Origin of the sequence: Hymenobacter sp. UV11, assembly GCF_004684095.1 — a bacterium.
Classification (GTDB): domain Bacteria; phylum Bacteroidota; class Bacteroidia; order Cytophagales; family Hymenobacteraceae; genus Hymenobacter.
Map to the genome: position 1 here is coordinate 269914 of NZ_SRII01000002.1, position 17461 is coordinate 287374.

Annotated in this window: 18 protein-coding genes and 1 pseudogene; 11 read left to right on the forward strand and 8 right to left on the reverse strand. The window is 64.4% G+C overall.

The window, feature by feature from the left end; genetic code table 11:
• Positions 1–169: 169 nt before the first annotated feature.
• The 5 genes from E4631_RS03700 to E4631_RS03720 are packed head-to-tail and all read right to left on the reverse strand — an operon-like array spanning position 170 to position 3921.
• Positions 170–1753, reverse strand: a complete 1584-nt coding sequence (locus tag E4631_RS03700; protein ID WP_133659982.1) for a polyamine aminopropyltransferase — start codon at positions 1751–1753, stop codon at positions 170–172.
• Positions 1746–1961: a DUF350 domain-containing protein gene (locus E4631_RS03705; RefSeq protein WP_133659981.1), complete on the reverse strand. Its 216-nt coding sequence runs from the start codon at positions 1959–1961 to the stop codon at positions 1746–1748. The genes E4631_RS03700 and E4631_RS03705 overlap by 8 nt, the downstream gene beginning before the upstream one ends.
• Before the next feature lie 11 nt (positions 1962–1972).
• On the reverse strand, positions 1973–2185 hold the full coding sequence (locus tag E4631_RS03710) for a hypothetical protein (protein ID WP_133659980.1): 213 nt from the start codon (positions 2183–2185) through the stop codon (positions 1973–1975).
• A 12-nt stretch (positions 2186–2197) separates the two neighbouring features.
• Positions 2198–3538, reverse strand: coding sequence for a hypothetical protein (locus E4631_RS03715; RefSeq protein ID WP_133659979.1), 1341 nt, complete (start codon positions 3536–3538; stop codon positions 2198–2200).
• The gene (locus E4631_RS03720; protein WP_133659978.1) at positions 3535–3921 is read right to left on the reverse strand and encodes an S-adenosylmethionine decarboxylase family protein; all 387 of its coding nucleotides are present in this window, start codon (positions 3919–3921) and stop codon (positions 3535–3537) included. Before E4631_RS03720 ends, E4631_RS03715 begins: the two co-directional genes overlap by 4 nt.
• 216 nt (positions 3922–4137) lie before the next feature.
• Here E4631_RS03720 and E4631_RS03725 point away from each other — a divergent pair, with 216 nt between their 5' ends.
• Positions 4138–4554 (forward strand): hypothetical protein, encoded by a 417-nt coding sequence (locus E4631_RS03725; protein WP_133659977.1) that lies wholly within the window; start codon positions 4138–4140, stop codon positions 4552–4554.
• Positions 4555–4717: 163 nt separating this feature from the next.
• On the opposite strand, the gene E4631_RS03730 is transcribed toward E4631_RS03725, so the two are convergent.
• Positions 4718–7183 (reverse strand): M4 family metallopeptidase, encoded by a 2466-nt coding sequence (locus E4631_RS03730; protein ID WP_133659976.1) that lies wholly within the window; start codon positions 7181–7183, stop codon positions 4718–4720.
• A gap of 390 nt (positions 7184–7573) precedes the next feature.
• On the opposite strand from E4631_RS03730, the gene E4631_RS26745 reads away from it, so the two are divergent.
• The 6 genes from E4631_RS26745 (at position 7574) to E4631_RS03755 (ending at position 13598) form a co-directional block, all read left to right on the forward strand.
• Positions 7574–7699 carry a hypothetical protein gene (locus E4631_RS26745; protein WP_262709780.1) on the forward strand — a complete coding sequence of 42 codons (126 nt, stop codon included), beginning with the start codon at positions 7574–7576 and terminating at the stop codon, positions 7697–7699.
• An 81-nt stretch (positions 7700–7780) separates the two neighbouring features.
• Positions 7781–8299: a YMGG-like glycine zipper-containing protein gene (locus E4631_RS03735; RefSeq protein ID WP_133659975.1), complete on the forward strand. Its 519-nt coding sequence runs from the start codon at positions 7781–7783 to the stop codon at positions 8297–8299.
• A gap of 90 nt (positions 8300–8389) precedes the next feature.
• On the forward strand, positions 8390–8896 hold the full coding sequence (locus E4631_RS03740; protein ID WP_133659974.1) for a DUF4440 domain-containing protein: 507 nt from the start codon (positions 8390–8392) through the stop codon (positions 8894–8896).
• A 17-nt stretch (positions 8897–8913) separates the two neighbouring features.
• Complete coding sequence (locus tag E4631_RS03745) at positions 8914–9642, forward strand: hypothetical protein (protein ID WP_205704199.1); 729 nt, start codon at positions 8914–8916, stop codon at positions 9640–9642.
• 90 nt (positions 9643–9732) lie between these two features.
• Positions 9733–10620 (forward strand): MBL fold metallo-hydrolase, encoded by an 888-nt coding sequence (locus E4631_RS03750; protein ID WP_133659973.1) that lies wholly within the window; start codon positions 9733–9735, stop codon positions 10618–10620.
• A complete protein-coding gene (locus E4631_RS03755) occupies positions 10617–13598 on the forward strand; it encodes a PAS domain-containing protein (protein ID WP_133659972.1) in 2982 nt (993 codons plus the stop codon). The genes E4631_RS03750 and E4631_RS03755 overlap by 4 nt, the downstream gene beginning before the upstream one ends.
• A gap of 45 nt (positions 13599–13643) precedes the next feature.
• On the opposite strand, the gene E4631_RS03760 is transcribed toward E4631_RS03755, so the two are convergent.
• Both E4631_RS03760 and E4631_RS03765 read right to left on the reverse strand, forming a co-directional pair.
• A complete protein-coding gene (locus E4631_RS03760) occupies positions 13644–14540 on the reverse strand; it encodes a PAS domain-containing protein (protein WP_133659971.1) in 897 nt (298 codons plus the stop codon).
• 21 nt (positions 14541–14561) lie between these two features.
• On the reverse strand, positions 14562–14921 hold the full coding sequence (locus E4631_RS03765; protein WP_133659970.1) for a hypothetical protein: 360 nt from the start codon (positions 14919–14921) through the stop codon (positions 14562–14564).
• A 318-nt stretch (positions 14922–15239) separates the two neighbouring features.
• Between E4631_RS03765 and E4631_RS03770 the strand changes: the two are divergent.
• The 4 genes and pseudogenes from E4631_RS03770 to E4631_RS27010 form a co-directional block, all read left to right on the forward strand.
• A pseudogene (locus E4631_RS03770) lies at positions 15240–15974 on the forward strand (NADPH-dependent F420 reductase); the annotation flags it as partial.
• A gap of 146 nt (positions 15975–16120) precedes the next feature.
• The gene (locus E4631_RS03775) at positions 16121–16519 is read left to right on the forward strand and encodes an NUDIX domain-containing protein (RefSeq protein ID WP_133659968.1); all 399 of its coding nucleotides are present in this window, start codon (positions 16121–16123) and stop codon (positions 16517–16519) included.
• Positions 16520–16856: 337 nt separating this feature from the next.
• Positions 16857–17261, forward strand: a complete 405-nt coding sequence (locus E4631_RS03780) for a hypothetical protein (protein WP_133659967.1) — start codon at positions 16857–16859, stop codon at positions 17259–17261.
• Positions 17242–17352 carry a hypothetical protein gene (locus E4631_RS27010; protein WP_369073964.1) on the forward strand — a complete coding sequence of 37 codons (111 nt, stop codon included), beginning with the start codon at positions 17242–17244 and terminating at the stop codon, positions 17350–17352. The genes E4631_RS03780 and E4631_RS27010 overlap by 20 nt, the downstream gene beginning before the upstream one ends.
• Positions 17353–17461: the final 109 nt, after the last annotated feature.

Here is a 17461-nt window from a genome sequence, read left to right on the forward strand (position 1 = left end):
AGCAAAGGAGAAAATTACTTGTCATGAAAATCATCTGTCCTTGCGAGCGCAACGAAGTGGAGCGCGGCCATCGCACCAGCACGACACCCGCACGACTCGTGCAGGTGCGATTGCTTCGCAGGCTCGCCATGACAAACGATTATTTTGCTCACTGCTCACTGCTCACTGCTCACTGCCCATACGGGCCCCACTCTTCCTCAAAATACCGGACCAGGGCCTGGTTATTAAGCTGGTTGATGTCGGTGGGTACCTCGGCCATGTCGGGCGGGAATCGCCGCATTTCGCTGATGGTCTGGGGGGTAGCGAAGCGCAGGCCAGCCGGCAGCGGGCCGCCGTCGGGCCGCCAGGTGCCGGGCTGGGCCTGGGCTAGCACGTAGCCCCATTCGCCAAACGAGGGCACGTAGGCGTGGTACGGCACCGGGCTGAAGCCGCTGGCGGCCAGCGTATGCACCACGCACCAGTAGGCCCGGCGCGCCACGTAGGGCGAGGTAGCCTGCACCACTACCAGCCCGCCCGGCCGCAGGCGCTGGCGTAGCGTCTGGTAAAACGCTGTGCTGTAGAGCTTCCCGATGGAGTAGTTGCCGGGGTCCGGAAAATCAACCAGCACCACGTCGTAGCGGGCCGTGTCCTGGCGCAGCCAGGCGTAGGCGTCGGCGTTGGTAATGGTGAGCTTGGGCGAGTGCAGGGAGTTGTGATTCAGCTCGCGCAGCAGCTGGTTACTGCGGAATAATTTCGTCATGGCCGGGTCGAGGTCCACCAGCTGGATGTGCTGCACCTGCGGGTATTTCAGCAGCTCGCGCACGGCCAGGCCATCGCCGCCACCCAGCACCAGAATGCGGCTGGCGCGCGGCCGGTCCTGCATGGCCGGGTGCACCAGCGCCTCGTGGTAGCGGTACTCGTCGGCCGAAGAAAATTGCAGGTTGCCATTGAGAAACAGCCGCAGCTCGCCCCGGTGGTTGCCCGTTAGCACCAGCCGCTGGTAGGGCGTGCTTTGGGCGTAGATAACGGTGTCCTGAAACACCTCGCCCTCGGCGTAGCGCTGGATGCGCTCGGCCAGCCCTACCCCCGTGCCCAGCGCCAACAACGACAAGGCAATAAGCGCCAAGTAGCGCCGCCGGTAGGGCCGCGTTTCCTCGAATGAAAGCAAGCTCACGCCCGCCACCACCACGTTCAACGCCCCAAATAGCAACGCCGTGCGCACCAGCCCCAGCCGGGGCACCAGCACCAGCGGAAATATCACCGCCGCCAGCAGCGAGCCCACGTAGTCGAAGGTAAAAACCCTGGCCACCAATTCCTTAAAGGCCAGCCGGCCCTGCAAGATGCGCAGCAGCAACGGTATTTCGAGCCCCACCAGCGTGCCTAGCAGGCCCACCAGCCCATACAGCAGCACCCGAAACGAGCCCACGTGCGCAAACAGCCCAAACAGCAGCGGCGCCGACGCCCCGCCCACCAGTCCCACCAGTATTTCGAGGCGGATAAACCAGCGCAGCAGCGCCCCACCCAAGTAGCGCGACAGCCACGACCCTACCCCCATGCTAAAGAGGTACACCCCGATAACGGTCGAAAACTGCGTCACCGAGTCGCCGAGCAGGTACGAGGCCAGCGTGCCGGCAATCAGCTCGTAGAGCAGGCCGCAGGTAGCTATCACGGCCACCGAGCCCAGCAGCAGCGCCGGCCGGGGTGCCCCTTCCGCAGGGGCCGCAGCGGCCGCCCGCGCCCGCCGCCGGCGCGTCAAAACGGACCCCTCACCCATGAATGGCCGCGCTGATAATAAGAGCTACCGCCAGCATAAACGCCGCGCTCATAATGGCCAGGGCCGTGTTGTGCTCCTCCAGTATTTCGCGGCGCAACGTGCCCGGCGTCAGCTTATTAAATAAATAAAAGCTGATGGCCAGGATGATGATGCCCAGCAGCGAGTACACGACGGAGGCGGCCAGCGCCTTGAGGTTGAGGTAGTCCATGGGGGTAGGGGCTATTTATGGTAGAATGCGCCGTGGCCGGCGTGCCCGCCGCCGTGGGTGCCGGGGCTGTTGCGCGCGGTTTCGGTGCTCTCGTTGTCGTCGCCGAGCAGGCGGTAGCCGCGCAGCCCGGCCCCCACGAAGGCCAGCAGGCCCAGCCCGGCCAGCCCCGCATAGATGGGCCAGCGCCGGATGGCCAGCCAAAGAGAGCGTAATAGGTCAGGCATACGTGGTTAGTTTCAACTATCGTAAGGACTAAAATTGCTGCCTTCCCAGCGCTCGCGCTCGAAGTTGCGGTGGCGCCAGCCCACTACCGCGGGTACCAGCCCCAGCAGCCCCAGCACAAGCCAGAAATTGGACCAGAGTACGGTGTTTACCTCGGTGCGCCAGGTGAAGTGCGCTATTCCGGTGCCCTTATCAACCGTAGGGTAAAAATTGAAGTGATAGCGCCCGCTGGGTACAGCGCTCAGCACGACCTCGGCTGTGCGGTCGCCTTCGCGCCAGCTTTCGCCATCCTCCACCCCTTCGTAATATTCGAGTGAGCGCGTGAACTCGTAGCCCCGGCCGGTTTGCTCGTTCACGAGGCTGGCCGTGAGCTCCACCCAGTGGTTGGTGATGTCGGGCGCTTCGAGCGTAACAGCCAGCGCCGCCGGCCCCTGCACGTTGAACGACCTCGACACCAGCATTTGGCTGGTAGCCTCGGGGCCAGGCTCGGCAATGAGGAGGTTCTGGGACTCGTCTACTACCGGCCGCAGCAGCACCAGTAGCGTTTGCAGCAGTACCAGCGCGCTCATCACCACTATAGATAACTGGGTGATGTATTCCCAGCCCGGCACCGGGGCGGGCTGCGCCGCCCCTACCCCCTCGCGGGCGGGCAAGTCGCTAACGTTCAAGTAGAACGCGGCGGCTACCTCGGTGGGCTCCAGGTGCTCGGCCAGGTACCAGGCGGGGCGGGTGCCGGGGCGCTGCTCGCTCACCAGCAGGTAGGGCGGCGCGGTAAACTCCTGCGTGCTCATCCTTTCGTCTTCCAGAATATTCCAGTCAAACTCGCCCAGCGCGTCGCGCACTACGGGCTGGTAGCGGTGCCAAAGCTGGTAGTTGCGGCCGGTGGTGGCATCGCGCCAGCTTTTGTTGTGGAAGGGCTTGCCGCTGCGCACGCCTGGAAAGCGCGGGGCCCGCCGTATCAGCAGCCAGTGGCCCTGGTACTCGGCCAGCTGCAGGGGCAGGTCGAAGGGCTCGGCGCCGGGCAGCGGCTCGGCGGGGCGCAGCTGGTATTCGCGCCACTCGGCCAGGCGGTCGTCTTTTTCGCCGCGCACTTGGTAGCCGGTGAGGCGGCAGCGGTAGCCGCCCAGCGTGCCCACCACGCCCAGCGGCAGGCTGGGGCCGGGCACCAGCGGCCGCTTGAAACCGTCGAGGCGCTGGCCCGGCCGGGTGGGCTGGAGCGGGTCGGCCCAGAAAAATGCGCGGCACTGGTGGCAGCCAAAATACTGGCTGCTGCCGGGGTTCTGGCTGGGTAGCCGGGTGGCGCACTGCGGGCAGGTGACCCAGGCGGCGGAAGCTGAATCGAGGGGCTCGCTCATCGCAGTACTTCGCTGTAAGCCTGTTCGCTACCCCCAAAAAAAGCCAGCGTTTCCTGGTACACGGTTCGCACGGTGGCGTGGTTGTCCTGCCGGAAATTCGACAGAAACACGTCGAACGTGGCCAGCCCGTGCTCGGGCCAGGTATGAATGCTCAGGTGCGACTCGGTGAGGGCCAGCACAGCCGTGAAGCCGCCGTTTTCGGCAAACTCGTGGTACACCTCGCCCACGCTCGTGAGGCCCAGCCGCGCCACCAGCGCCGTAAAAAACTGGCGGCTGCCCGCCGCATCGCGCAGGGCGGGGGCGGGCGCGCCAAAGGTAGCCAGCACGTGCAGGCCGGGGGCGTAGGCGGGGGGTAGGGGCGGGGGCGGCAGTGGCTGGGGCATCGTCGTTATGGCTGCAATACTACGGCTAGGCTTGGCAAGTAGGCTATTTTTTAGCATTGCTAAGCCACCGGCTTTCGGGCTGATAGCGAGCCGGTGGCGGCAAAGAATAGTGCAAAACCAGCCGGCCCCGCACACTCTCCTAATTAAAGCCGTGCCCAGGCGGGCGAATGCGTGCCCGGCCGGAGTAGCTTTGTGGTTCTTACTAGATACTTATTTATGAATCCTCGTTTACAGCAAACGCTTTATTTTGAAAGTTTGGCCGGCCGGCTCTATTATCATACGGCGGGCTACGTGCGCCTGGCCTGGGCCCCCGAGCGCCTGCCGCTGCCTGTTATTATGGCCTACTACGAGCAGGTTTTGGCACTACTGCGCAGCACCGATTGCCGCCGCATCTTGTCCGAGCACGGCCAGCGCGCGCCCTTATCGGCCGAGGCCCAGGCCTGGATTACGACCAACTGGATACCCCGCGCCATGAGCCTGGCCCACACCCGGCACTGTGCCATCGTGGAAGGCGCCAACCCGCTGCACCGCCTGTCTACGCAGTCGGTGGTGAGCGCCTCCCCCGCGGGGTTCGTATTCAAGCGATTAGACAATTTTCCCGATGCCGAAGCCTGGCTGCTGGGGGTGGTGTAGGAGCGCGGGCTTTCCAGATTGCGCTCCTCGCTGGCGCACCTTAAGACAAAACAAGCCCGGCCGATTGGCCGGGCTTGTTTTGTCTTAGCGCAGTTCCCGAGTCGGCACCAGCCAATCTATATACGGACCTGGGAATCGCTCCAGGTCCTGGGCTGGCGCTGGCTTATTGCTTCACGAAGCGCTGCACAAAAGTGTGCTGGCCATCGCTGGCGCGCAGCAGGTAGAGGCCACCGGCCAGGCCCGACACGTCGAGCTGGCCCTGGCCCTGGTAGCGGGCAGTATTTACCGTTTTACCCAAGGCATCAAGCACTTCCACGCTGGTCAGCTCCGCATTAGAGCTGAGCGATAGGGTCAGCACCGAGGCGGCCGGGTTGGGATAGAGGCTCAGCACCGCGTCGCCGCTGAGGGTGGCGGCGGTGGGGCCGGTGAGGGTAGTGGGCGTAGCCGCAATGGCCGCGCCGCCCGTGATGTTGAGGGTATAATCCTCCGTTTCGCCGTAGCTGTAGGTGCCGCAGCTGGTGGTGGCGCTGGCATCGCTCATAAGCACGCGCAGGCGGGTGCTGCCGCTCTTGGCCGAGGCGGGCACCGTGAAGGTGCTGCTGAGGGTAGCCGCGCTGCTGCTGCTGCCGCTCACCACCAGCTCGCCAGCGTCGGTGAACACCCCGTTCTGGTTGTAGTCGATGTACACTTTCCAGTTCTCGGTGTAGGCCGAGCCCGTGAAGCCGGCCGAGAAGCTGATGGTCTGGCTGCTGCCGGCGGCCACGCTGGTGCTGCTGGCCGTGCCGTTGTAGTAGCCGCCATCGGCGCCGCTGGTGCGGGCAATGCTACCCAGCTTCACGTAGTCGATATACTCATAGCTCTGGCTGGTACCCTTGCTGGCGCAGTAGCTGGTGGTGGCGGGGGGGGTAGGGGTGGTGCCGCCGTAGGCCGCGCCCACGCCCACCGCGTACCAGGCGTTGGTCACGGCCTGGGTCTGGGTCGAGGTGGCACCAAACAGGTCAGTGGCCGCCTGAATGGCGTAGGTGCGGGCGTTGGCGTAGGTCGAGGAGGCCGTCATGTACACGCTTTCCATGCGGAAGGTGATTTTGGCGGCATCGGTCAGGCCCAGGGCGGCTACTGAGAAGCTCTGGCTCTTCTCGTTGGTGCCGGTTTTGCCCACGCTGATGAGGTAGTACCAGTAGTTGAGTACGCCCGAGTTGGTGTGCACACCGCCGTTGTCGCTGGTGCCGGTGTACCAGTTGGTGCCCTTGTAATAAGCGGGCTGGCCGTACTGGCCGGGGTTGCTCATCGAGCGCAGCGCGCCGCCGGCCTTCATGATGTCCTCGCCAATGTCCCAGGTCGATTTGGTCAGTCCCAGCTTGTCGGAGGTGTACTTCTCCACGCTGGCGCCCCAGATGTCGGACAGCCCCTCGTTCATGGCGCCGCTCTCGTTGGAATACGTCAGGTTGGCCGTTTTTTCGCACACCGCGTGGCCAATTTCGTGGCCGCACACGTCGAGTGCCGTCAGGGGCTTGAAGGTGCTGGCGCCGTCGCCGTAGGTCATTACCGAGCCGTTCCAGTAGGCATTTTCGTAACCCGCGCCGCCGGGCACGTCGTCGTAGTGCACGTAGCTCTTGATTTTGGCGCCCGCGTTGTCGTAGCTGTTGCGGGCGTGCACGCCCTTCCAGTAGTCGTAGGTGCTTTGGGCGCCGAAGTGCGCGTCGCCGGCCACGTTGTCGTAGGTGGCGTTGTTGTACTCGGTGGCCGTCCAGTTGTTGTCCGCATCCACGAAGTCGGTGGCGGCGGTGTAGCTGTTACCCTTCTTGCAGTTGTAGGTTTCGATGCCGCTGCCGCGGGTGTATTCGCGCAGGTGGTAGCCGCCGGTAGCGGTTTCATCGGCCAGCGAGCGAGTGCCGCTGTAGGCGGTTGCAAACGTGGCCGTGCCGCCCGTGGCGTGCTTGATAATGGCATCGCGCAGCACCACGTCGCCGGTGTGGGCGTTCACGTAGTAGTAGGCGCGGCTCACCGGCAGCTGGGCGTAAATGTTGAATTTCCAGGCCAGCACCAGCGGGCCGGTATTGTCGGTGCTTTGGCGGTTGTCGCGCACCAGCACCAGCTCGCCCTGCGGGCGGTAGGTAGCGGCGGCATTGTCGGTTTGCTGCTTCAGGCCGGCTTCCTCCTGGGCGTCCTGCCACATGTATTTTTTGGCGCTTACCAGGGCCAGGGCGCGGTTCAGGGCCGCGTCGGCGCTCAGCGTGGGCGTCACGCTCAGGGCACCGGTTTTCTCAAAGTCGCCGCTCAGGCTTTCGAGCTGGCCACCGCGCGAGTGGGCAGTGTACGTGGCGTGCTCCACTTTTACGCCCTTATAATACTGCTCAAACTGCTGGTGGCTGAAGCCCAGCTGGTCGGTGGTGAGCTGGGCGGGCAGCAGCTGGTCGTCGGTGCCCAGCGCGAGCTGCTGGCGGATAACCTGGGCACTTTCGGCGGCCCGCAGGTTGGCCCGGCCGGCTACCGAAAACTCGATGAGGGTAGGCTGGCCGTCGAGACCCAGCTCTTTTTTGGCTACCTGGCCGCTCTGCGCGCTGGCCAGGTTTGGAAACAAGGCGGCGCTCAGAACTAGCCACGCGCCTGCATGGTACTTGTGCAACATAGAATGTTGGTTTGGAAAAGGAGAAAAAGGATAGAGTTGCCCGAAGGCGGCGCAAGGTAGGAAAACTGCCTAAACTCTCTCCATTTTTTAAAAATGAATTTACAGTGAAGAAAAATTGCCGCCCATCAGCTTGATAACCAGTTGAATTTCGCGAATTGCTCATTCATTGCTCATTTCTGCTTGAGCCAATGCACTTTCCGTCAAGCCGCTTGCTGATGGGGCCCTACCCCCTGCTCAGCCCTACAAGCCACCGCTGGAATTGTAAGGAGAATAAATAGTATAATTACAAGCATATCAATTTTGTAAAAAGCCAAAATTTTATACGTTTTAGGGAATTTTCAAGCCGCTCAGTATCACCGTTTCTCCACGCCCCGGCAGCATTTGCCAGGGGTGCCGGCTCTCGTTGAGGCTAAAAAAGATGTCGAGAGTGGTGATGACGAGCCGCGCCCGCCGCCTACCCGCCACATCTCCGCTTGCATTGCCCAGCAGCACACCCCCGATGGCCCCGGCGCGTAACTAACCTCCAGCGGTAGTCGTTACGGCACGGTGCTTGTCTACCGGCCTTTCAACCCATTGACCTTAGCTGCACTTTCACTCATGAAAAATTATCGTTTTTTCCTCAGCTTCCTGCTGCTGGCCGCCGTACTAGTCAGCACATCATTCACCGCCCAGGCGCAGCGCCGCTTCAGCCCGCAGGCCAAGGGCGCCGTTATTGGCGGGGGTGGCGGCGCCATTCTGGGGGCCGTTATCAACAAGCGCAACCGGGCCGTGGGCGGCGTTATCGGGGGTGTGGTAGGTGCCGGTGCCGGCTATGCAGTAGGCAAGCACATCGACAATAACCAGAAAAAACGCGCCGCCGCTGCCGCTGAGGCCGAGCGCGTAGCCGCCAACCGCGCGGCCGCTGCCCACCGCGCCGCCGTGGCCAGCCGCACCACTACCACCCGCGAAACGGTGGTGCGCAACAGCTTTGGCCCCGCTACGGCGGCCCCTGCGGCATTGGTGGCCGCGCCGGCCGGCTCGCTCAGCGCCTCCAATACCAGCTACCTGCCTAACCAGGCCCCGGCAGACCCGGCCAACCCCTACGGCAGCACCGCCTACCGCCAGCGCAGCTGGTAGCGAACCGCCTTTGTTTCTCTTTGCCAAAGCCCAGGCCGCCCGGTCTGGGCTTTTGGTTTGCTTCATCCTCTTTCTCTAAACACCTGATTTATGCGTATTTCCCTTTCGCGCCTCGTGCTGCTGGGCGCCCTGCCGCTGCTGGCAGCCTGCGGCAGCAACACTACTACTCCCGCCGCCGCCGATACTGCCACTGCACAGGCCGCTACCCCCACCAGCGCCGCCGACCTCGACCGCGCCTTTATCACGGCCTGGAACAACAAAGACCTCGAAAAAACCCTCGGCTACCTCGCCGACGATGTGCAGTTTTTGCAGGGCAGCGCCCACTTCAGCGGCAAGGCCGAGGTGAGCGACAAATGGGTGCGCGCTACGCAGTCCTCCATCAACAATCTCAAAACCAGCACTGTCAGCTCGACCAGCACCGATAAGCTGGCCTACGAGGCCGGCACGTTTTCGGTCGATGTGCAGGCTGCCGGCCCCGGCCAGCCCGCCGGCTACGGCGAGGGCAACTTCCTGCTGCTGTGGAAGCCCGCCGCCGATGGCACCTGGAAGCTGAGCTATGCCCAGCTCGAAGACCTGCCCGTGCAGCGCCGCAACTAGCCGCGGGGCGGTTACTTTTGAGCGCAACCGAAAGCCGCTGGCCGCCCGCCAGCGGCTTTCGGTTGCCTGACCCTACCCACCTCCCGCGCCGCGAAGCGCCTTCCCTACCCATGATTTCGACCGCCGACTACGCCGCCCTACCCCCCGCCGCCGACCTCCAGCGCCTCTGCAAGGCCCTGGCCGCGCTCGACGCCATCAACTCGCCCGACTGGGAATACCGCTACTATTCCTACAACCCGGCCTGGGGCGAGGACGAGCAGATGCTCGAAATGCGCGACGGTGAGGGCGACCAGATGCTGGTGCTGTTCCGGCCCGAGGGCTGCGTTATTAACGGCTATTTGCACGAATACGACCAGCCCGACAAGGCCCAGGTGACGCGCGGCCTGCCCGACGCGTTCGACGATTTTATGTTTGGCGAGCCGGTGGCGTCCATCGGCACCACGTTTTGCCTCTGGTACACGCCGGCCCACGGCTGGCAGCGCGGCGTGGTCGAAAACGAGGACGACGGCTCCGAGGAACTGCTCTATATCTTTGACAACCAGCCCGCCACCTACGCCGAGTGGGCCACCGAGTACTACACCGACGAAAGCGACAAAAAGCCCGTAACGCCCGAAGCCGTGGCCCCCTTCTACCGCAACGAGCCCGCCACCAAAGCCGCCGTGCTGGCCCTGGTAGATGAGGTAGAAGACTGGCTGCCGCTGGCCACCGACTTGCAGGAAATCGCCTACCCCTACAGCTTCAGTTGAGTGTAGCGCGAACGTTGTAGTTCGCGTCCCGAACGAGCCGTTGGGGCAGCGCGGAAACGCGAACTACAAAGTTTGCGCTACTTTCAGCGTATGCGCACCCTTCTTCTGTTGCTAGCCGGCTGGCTGCTGGCCCTACCCCTGCTGGCGCAGCCCACGCCGCCGGCCTTCGTCGTGGTGCCGCTGGGCGTGAAGGGCGGCCTGGCCGAAGGCAACCTTTCGGCCTACCTCGTGGCAGCGGCCGGCAGCTCCGATTTCATTGCCCTCGATGCCGGCAGCCTGCGCCCCGGCGCCGAAAAAGCCGTGGCCAACCACGTGTTTACCAGCTCGGTAGAAAAAGTGATGCGGCAGTCCATAAAGGGCTACTGCATCTCGCACCCGCACCTCGACCACATGGCCGGCCTGCTGCTGAATGCCCCCGACGACGCGCCGAAGCCCATCTACGCCCTGCCCGCCTGCCTGGCCACCATGCAAAACGACTACTTCAACTGGCGTGCCTGGCCCAACTTCGCCGATGGGGGTAGGGCCCCGGCGCTGGGCAAGTACCAGCTGCGCGCGCTGGTGCCGGGCCAGGCCACGCCGCTGGCGGGCACCGCGCTCAACGTGCAGGCCTTCGTGCTCAGCCACGGGCCGGGCACTCCGAGCACCGCCTTTCTGGTGCGCAGCCACAACAGCTACCTGCTGTACCTGGGCGACACCGGGGCCGACGACGTGGAGCAGTCGCACTGCCTGCGCGACCTCTGGCAGGCGGTGGCGCCGCTGGTGCGGGCGCACCGGCTCCGGGCCGTTTTCATCGAGGCGCCCTACCCCCCATGCCCCGCCCCGAACTGCTCTTCAACGGCAACCAAACCGTGCGCTGGCGACCCGCGGCTGGGGCGTGGCCGGGGGGTGGGGGGTAGGGGAGGAGGAGGTGCCCGCTGGTGCGTAGCTTCGGCATTCACTTGGCCAACCGTGTGCTTCGCCTGGCCTGTTTGGTTATGACCGCTGCCGTACCTGTGCCCGATTTGCTTGCCGATAACGACCTGCTTCAAAGCGTGTTGGAGGCCTCCCTAACGGCCCTCAACCTGCTGCGCCCGCTCTACGGGCCCGGTGGTGAGCTGGTCGATTTCAGCCTCGACTACCTCAACCCCGCCGGCCAGCGCATGGTGGGGCTGCCCGCCCGGCCGGGCGGCAGCGTAGGCGCGCACTTTCCGCACGCCCAAGCCAACGGCCTGCTGGCCTTCTACCGACGCGTGTTTGAGACGGGCGAGCCGGGCCAGTTCGACTTTCATTACCAAACGGCCGAGATTAACAGCTTCTTTCTGGTGGCGGCCCGGCGTAGCGGCGAGGTGCTGGTAGCCAGCATTCTGGATAGCACCAACTACCACGACCGCCCCGCCCTGGAGCAGACCCTGCGCCAGAGCCAGGCCCGCGAGCAGGCCGCCCGCGAGGCCGCCGAGCGCGAGCGCACCCTGCTGGAAGCCGTGCTGGCCCAGGCGCCCGTAGCCATTGGCATATTTCAGGGCGACGACCAAGTGGTGCACCAGGCCAACGGCCTGCTGTGCGCCCTGTTGGGCTATCCTCCCGCTCAGCTGGTGGGCCGGCCCTTACTCGATGGCGTGCCCGAGCTGCGCGGCAAAAACTTTACGAAGCTGATGGTAGAAGCAGCCCGCACGGGTGTGCCTTTTAGGGGCCAGGAAGCGCCCGCGCAGCTACCTCAGCCGGATGGTCAACCGGCTACGCATTACTTCAACTTTGTGTACCAGCGCCTCTACAATACGCGGGGTGGCATACTTGGAATGCTCGGCATGGCCACTGATGTGACGGAGCAGGTGCTGGCCCGCCACCAGGTGCTGGCCCTCAATGAGGAGCTGGCGGCCACCAACGCTGCCCTGGCCGCTTCCAACGAGGAGTTTTTGACGAATAATGCCGCCCTGGCCCACGCGCAGCTTCAGCTTCAGCAGCTCAACCACGAGCTGGAGGCCCGCGTGGCCGAGCGCACCCAGGCCGCGCAGCAGGCCCAAGCCGCGGCCGAGCAGCGGCGGCGGCAGCTAGAGCGCTTGTTTGAACAGGTGCCGGCCGCTATCTGCATTCTGGCGGGCCCCGAGCTGGTGTATGAGCTGGTGAACCCCGGCTACCAGCGGCTGTTTCCGGGCCGCCGGCTGCTGGGCCGGCCGCTGCTCGAGGCCCTGCCCGAGCTAGCTGGCCAGCCCGTGTGGCACAGCCTGCGCCGGGTATACGAAACCGGCCAGACGCACGAGGAGCGGGAGATGATGATTCCGATGGCCCGGCACGAGGGCGGCCCGCTCGAAGACTTTTACCTCCACTACATTCAGCAGGCGCGTTACGACGAGCAGGGGCGCATCGACGGCCTGGTGGTGTTTGCGCTCGACATTACGGACCAAGCACGGGCGCGCCAGGAGTCGGCCGCCCTGCAGGCCGAGGTGCTGGCCACCGCCCGGCGCCAGGCCCAGGAGCGCGAGGCATTTTACCAGGTATTTGAGCAAACCCCCGCTGCCATCGCCTTTTTGCGCGGCCCCGAGCACCGCCTGGTCTATTTCAACCAGGCCTACCAGCAGCTGTTTCCGGGCCGGGCTATGCAGGGCCGCACCGTGGCTGAGATGCAGCCCGAGGCCGAGGCCCAGGGCTTCGTAGCCCTGCTAGACGGGGTGTACCAGTCGGGCAAAACGTTTGTGGGCAATGAGCTGGCGCTGACCATCGAGCCTGCCGACGGCTCGCCGGCCCATACCTCATACTTTAACTTCACCTACCAGCCTTACCAGGAAAATGGCCACACCATCGGTCTCTCCGTGTTTGCCTACGACGTGACCGAGCAGGTGCTGGGCCGCCGGCAGCGGGCCGAAGTGCAGGCGCAGTTGCAGGCGGTGTTTGAGCAGGCCCCGGTGGCCATTGGCATCTTGCAGGGCACTGGCTACGTGGTGCGCGTGGCCAATGCCAGCATCGGCGCGCTGTGGGGCCTCGACCCGGCCGAGGCACTGGGCCGGCCCTTGTTTGAGGTGCTGCCGGAGGTGGCCAAGCAGGGGGTGCGCGAGCTGCTGGATGGGGTGCGGCGCACGGGCACGCCTTTCGTGGCTCACGAGCTGCCCATTGTGCTCAACCGGCGCGGGCGGCCCGAAAAAATGTACTTCAATTTCGTATACCAGCCCATTCGCCGGGCCGAGGGAAGCGAGTCGGCGGTGGCCGTGGTGGCCACCGATGTGAGCCAGCAGGTGGCCGCCCGCCAGCAGGTGGCCCTGGCCAACGACGAGCTGCAGGCGGCCAACCAGCAGCTCACCCGCACCAACGCCGACCTCGACAACTTCATCTACACGGCCTCGCACGACCTCAAGGCGCCCATTACCAATATCGAGGGCCTGCTGGCAGCCTTGCAAGAGCAGCTGCCGCCGGCCGTGCAGCACGACGAGCTAGTGCAGCCGCTGCTGCGCATGATGCACGACGCCATCGAGCGCTTCCAGAAAACCATTGGCCACCTCACCGATATCTCCAAGCTGCAGCAGGCCCACGCGCAGCCCACCGAGGCCGTGGACCTAGCCGCGCTGGTCGAGGATATTCGCCTCGACCTGGCCCCCGCGCTGGCGGCGGCCGGCACCCGCCTGTTCGTGGACGTGGCCCGCTGCCCTACCCTCTCCTTTGCGCCCAAAAACCTGCGTAGTATCCTCTACAACCTGCTCAGCAACGCCATTAAGTATGCCGACCCCGTGCGGCCGCCGGTGGTGTGGCTGCGCTGCGCGCGCACCGCGGGCACGGTTTTGCTCGAAGTGCAGGACAATGGCCTGGGCCTCACCGAAGCCCAGCAGCGCCAGCTCTTTATCATGTTTCAGCGCCTGCACAGCCACGTGGAGGGCTCGGGCGTGGGGCTCTACATGGTGAAGAAAATAGTGGAGAACGCGGGCGGCAGCATTGCGGTGCGCAGCCAGCCGGGCGAGGGCTCCACCTTCACGGTGCGCCTGCCGGGGTAGGGGCCGCCCTACCCCCCCGTCGGCGCTTCATGGCCCTACCCCCCGCTACGCGCCCTGGCCGGCCAGCTGCGCTTGCAGGCGCTGCACCTGCCGCTCCAGTTCCAGGGTCCGGAAGGTCACTTTTACTTCCAGGTCCTCGTAGGCGCGCTCCAGCTGCTCTTGCAGCTGGCGCATGGTCGTCACGTCGGTGTTGGTGCCAAACCAGCGGCTGACCTGGCCGTGCTCATCGCGCAGCGGCACGGCCCGCGACAGAAACCAGCGAAACTCCCCGTCTGCCCCGCGCAGCGGAAAGGTGTCTTCCCAGGCCGCGCCGGTAGCGAATGCCTGTTGAATGCGCTCGACCACGCCCTGCACGTAGTCGGGGTGGTGCACCTGCTGCCAGTTCCAGCCCTGCATGTCGGCCAGGGTAGTGCCCGTGTAGGCATACCAGCGCTGGTTGTACCAGAAAATATGCCCGTCGGGCTCCGCCATCCAGGCCAGCTGGGCAATGCTGTCGGCCATCAGGGCAAAGTCGGCCTCGCGCTGGCGCAGCGCGTCCTGCACCAGCCGCTGGTCGGTAATATCGGTGATGGTGCCGATAAAGCGCTGGGCCTGGGTGCGCGCCTCGTCAAAAAATGCCCGGCCAGTGGCCCGGGCGTGGCGCGGTGGCTGGCCGGGCTCGTTCCAGCGGGTGCAGTACTCGATGTCGTAGGTGCCGGGGCCGGCCGGGTCCAGGGCCTGCGCCACGGCCGCCGCCGTGTGGGCGCGGTCGTCGGGGTGCACCCCGGCCATAAACAGGTCGTAGGTTACTGGCGCCTCGATGGGCAGGCCAAAAATCTCCTTGCAGCGGGCCGACCACACCAGCTCGCCACTGATGGGGTTAAAATCCCAGGTGCCCACGCCGGCCGCGTCCACCGCCGTTTGCAGCCGCTCGAAAGTCGTCGGTACAGTAGAAGTAGTCATCAAAACGGAAGTAAGAAAGGATTAAGGATGCACCAAAAACAGCTCCAGGCCCGATTGAAAATACAGCACCAGGGTGCGGTAGTGCCCGTCGGCCGAGCGGCGCAGGCGCGTAACCAGCGCCACCACCTGCTCCAGGCCCAGCTGCAGCTGCAGGTAGGGCCGGCTCAGCAGGCTATCGCGCTCCACTGACCAGTTGCCGGTGGTCAGGGTGGTAGCGGTTTCCAGGCGTAGGTGGCCGGCCTGCAAATCGACGAAGGTGGCTTGCGCCAGGGGCGTGGTAGGGTCGGCCTGGCTCAGTACCCGGCTCTCTACCCGCCACTTACCAGCCAGGTACTCGTCGGGCGCGTGTTGCAGATTAACGTCCAGGAGGTACGGACTCATACAGGAAAAAGAAAGACCGCGCGCAAATAACCGCGTAGCGTAGACCGACAAAGTTAAGGTGCTTAGCCGCAAGCACGGCTTGATAGTGCAGGTAAGCCAGCTGCCAGGCGGCACGGGTCTTCGGGAGCGGGTACCGCGCTGTGCCACCTGGCAGCCTGGGCCGCATGGCCCTTGCTAGCCCGGAGGGCGTAAGCCGGGCTGTTGGTTGGCCCCAGTCAGGAAAATAGCTGGCGCGGTGTGACCAAATAAAGCATTGTGGTGCCCTGGCTTGTTTAGCTACCTACACCAGCACGAAGCAGGTGCGAAAACTCTCTTTTAACGATGAAAATTGGAATCATTGGGGCCGGCTACATCGGCAGCGCCCTCGCCGTTCGGCTCACGAGCCTCGGCCACTCGGTAGCTATTGCCAACTCCCGCGGCCCCGAAACACTGCAGGATGTGGCCCAAAAAACGGGTGCTACCCCCGTTACTGCCCAGGAAGCGGCTCACCACGGCGAAATTATTGTCGTAACCATTCCCCTAAAAAACATCCCCGATTTACCCAGCGACCTGTTTGCCGGCGTAAGCGCCGAGATACCGGTTATCGATACCAGCAACTACTACCCCCTGCTGCGCGACGGCCACCTACCCGAGCTGGAAACCGGCGACCTGACCGAAAGCGAATGGGTGCAGCAGCACCTGGGCCGGCCGGTTGTGAAGGTGTTCAACAACATTTACGCGGAGCACCTGGAAAAATCGGGTAAGCCCGCCGGCGCCCCCGGCCGCATTGCGCTGCCCGTGGCCGGCGACGATGCCGCCGCCAAGCAAAAAGTGATGGCACTGGTAAACGAGCTGGGCTTCGATGCCGTTGACGACGGTAGCCTGCACGAGTCGTGGCGCCAGCAGCCCGGCACGCCCGTATACGGCACCGATTTTCCGGCCGCCGAGCTGCGCCAGCAGCTCGACCAGCTGGGCACCGTGCGCACAGACGCGCAGCGCGAGCAGTTTGCCGCCAACCACGCCGTGCAGGAGCGCGAAATGATAAAGCAATTCCAGGCGCCAGCCGCTAAGTAGGCCGGAGGGGGTAGGGGCGGCTATGGCACTTGTGCCAACCAACCAGCGGTGGTAGTTGCCGCGGCTGGTTGGTTGGCACAAGTGTGAGGTCCTCTCAATTACTGAACCAGTTGAAAGTAGCGCATTAGGCCTTCTGAGGTCCTTCCATGATTGACAAAATTGCCTGGCTGCACCTGCATGAAGGGCAGCTGCTCAGCACCCGCAGCCGCGGCAAAGACCGCTACTACCTGCCCGGCGGCAAGCGCGAGCCCGGCGAAACCGATGCCCAAACCCTGCTGCGCGAAATCCGGGAAGAGCTAACCGTCGCCCTCGACCCCGCCAGCCTCACCTACGCCGGCACCTTCGAGGCGCCCGCCCACGGCCACCCCGCCGGCGTGCTGGTGCGCATGAGCTGCTACTGGGCCCCGCGCTACACCGGCACCCTCCAGCCCGCCGCCGAAATCGCGGAAGTGGTGTGGCTTACCTACCGCCACCGCCCGCAGGTATCGGCCGTCGACCAGCTCATCTTCGACTGGCTCTACCACCAGCAGCTCCTGGCTGAGTAAAAAGAGCGTGCCCTATCCACGCAAGCGGCCCAGTAGGGCCAGCCGCGAAGCCGTCGGCGACTACCAGACTGGGCCCAGGCTGTTTGAAAAGTATAAAAAGCTGTTTGATTCCTGCTTTCGGCCGGGACCTGGTATGGGGACCTTTGTTGCTGCGTAGGCTAACCCGCCCGAACGCAGTACACCATCCTGAAAATACCATGAGCCACCAACCGAAAAACACGACTATTCCGACCACCACGAAGGCCGCGGCCGAGCACTTTACCGGCACTGCCTGGGTAACCCTGCTTACCCAGCCCGGCAACCCCACCGACTGCGTGGTGGGCAGCGTCACCTTAAAGTGGCCGGCAACCCTGTCTATTTCCTCACCGACGAGCAGCTGCGCTACTTCGCCGAAACCTTCGCCCGGCTGCACCGGGAAGAACGTTCCGACTACGTCCATAAGTACGACCTGCTGCGCGACCAGCTTTCCATCACCATCCACGAGGCGGCGCGCCTGCAGCCGGCCAGCGCCCACCTGGCCATCGCTACCACTGCGGCCGAGCGCATCACCAACTTATTTCTGCGCCTGCTCGCCGCCCAGTTTCCGGTAACGGCCGGCCTGCGCGAGCCCCTCCTGAAAAACGCCCAGGAGTACGCCGACCGGCTGGCCGTGCACGTCAACCACCTGAACCGAGCGCCTCATCAGCGAGGCCAAAGTGCTGCTCCAGCACACCGACTGGGGCGTGGGCGAGATAGCCGATAGCCTGGGAGTTGGGTACGCCACGTACTTCAACAGCTTCTTCAGGAAGCACACCGGCCCTACCCCCCTTGTCTTCCGAAAAGTGGTGTCCTAACCCATTCGTTCCCCTACGAACGAGTTGCCGGCCTAAAGCTAAAGCGAGCGGACCAGCTGGCCCGCTCGTCTTGTGTCAGTCCTGCCCGACCAACGTAGCCTGCCTGAAC

Coding starts and splice junctions, on each gene's coding strand:
- E4631_RS03730 (WP_133659976.1), bottom strand. CDS start 7,183: ATGTTGCACAAGTACCATGCAGGCGCGTGGCTAGTTCTGAGCGCCGCC.
- E4631_RS03725 (WP_133659977.1), top strand. CDS start 4,138: ATGAATCCTCGTTTACAGCAAACGCTTTATTTTGAAAGTTTGGCCGGC.
- E4631_RS03715 (WP_133659979.1), bottom strand. CDS start 3,538: ATGAGCGAGCCCCTCGATTCAGCTTCCGCCGCCTGGGTCACCTGCCCG.
- E4631_RS03740 (WP_133659974.1), top strand. CDS start 8,390: ATGCGTATTTCCCTTTCGCGCCTCGTGCTGCTGGGCGCCCTGCCGCTG.
- E4631_RS03750 (WP_133659973.1), top strand. CDS start 9,733: ATGCGCACCCTTCTTCTGTTGCTAGCCGGCTGGCTGCTGGCCCTACCC.
- E4631_RS03710 (WP_133659980.1), bottom strand. CDS start 2,185: ATGCCTGACCTATTACGCTCTCTTTGGCTGGCCATCCGGCGCTGGCCC.
- E4631_RS03760 (WP_133659971.1), bottom strand. CDS start 14,540: ATGACTACTTCTACTGTACCGACGACTTTCGAGCGGCTGCAAACGGCG.
- E4631_RS03755 (WP_133659972.1), top strand. CDS start 10,617: ATGACCGCTGCCGTACCTGTGCCCGATTTGCTTGCCGATAACGACCTG.
- E4631_RS03735 (WP_133659975.1), top strand. CDS start 7,781: ATGAAAAATTATCGTTTTTTCCTCAGCTTCCTGCTGCTGGCCGCCGTA.
- E4631_RS03700 (WP_133659982.1), bottom strand. CDS start 1,753: ATGGGTGAGGGGTCCGTTTTGACGCGCCGGCGGCGGGCGCGGGCGGCC.
- E4631_RS03775 (WP_133659968.1), top strand. CDS start 16,121: ATGATTGACAAAATTGCCTGGCTGCACCTGCATGAAGGGCAGCTGCTC.
- E4631_RS03765 (WP_133659970.1), bottom strand. CDS start 14,921: ATGAGTCCGTACCTCCTGGACGTTAATCTGCAACACGCGCCCGACGAG.
- E4631_RS03720 (WP_133659978.1), bottom strand. CDS start 3,921: ATGCCCCAGCCACTGCCGCCCCCGCCCCTACCCCCCGCCTACGCCCCC.
- E4631_RS03705 (WP_133659981.1), bottom strand. CDS start 1,961: ATGGACTACCTCAACCTCAAGGCGCTGGCCGCCTCCGTCGTGTACTCG.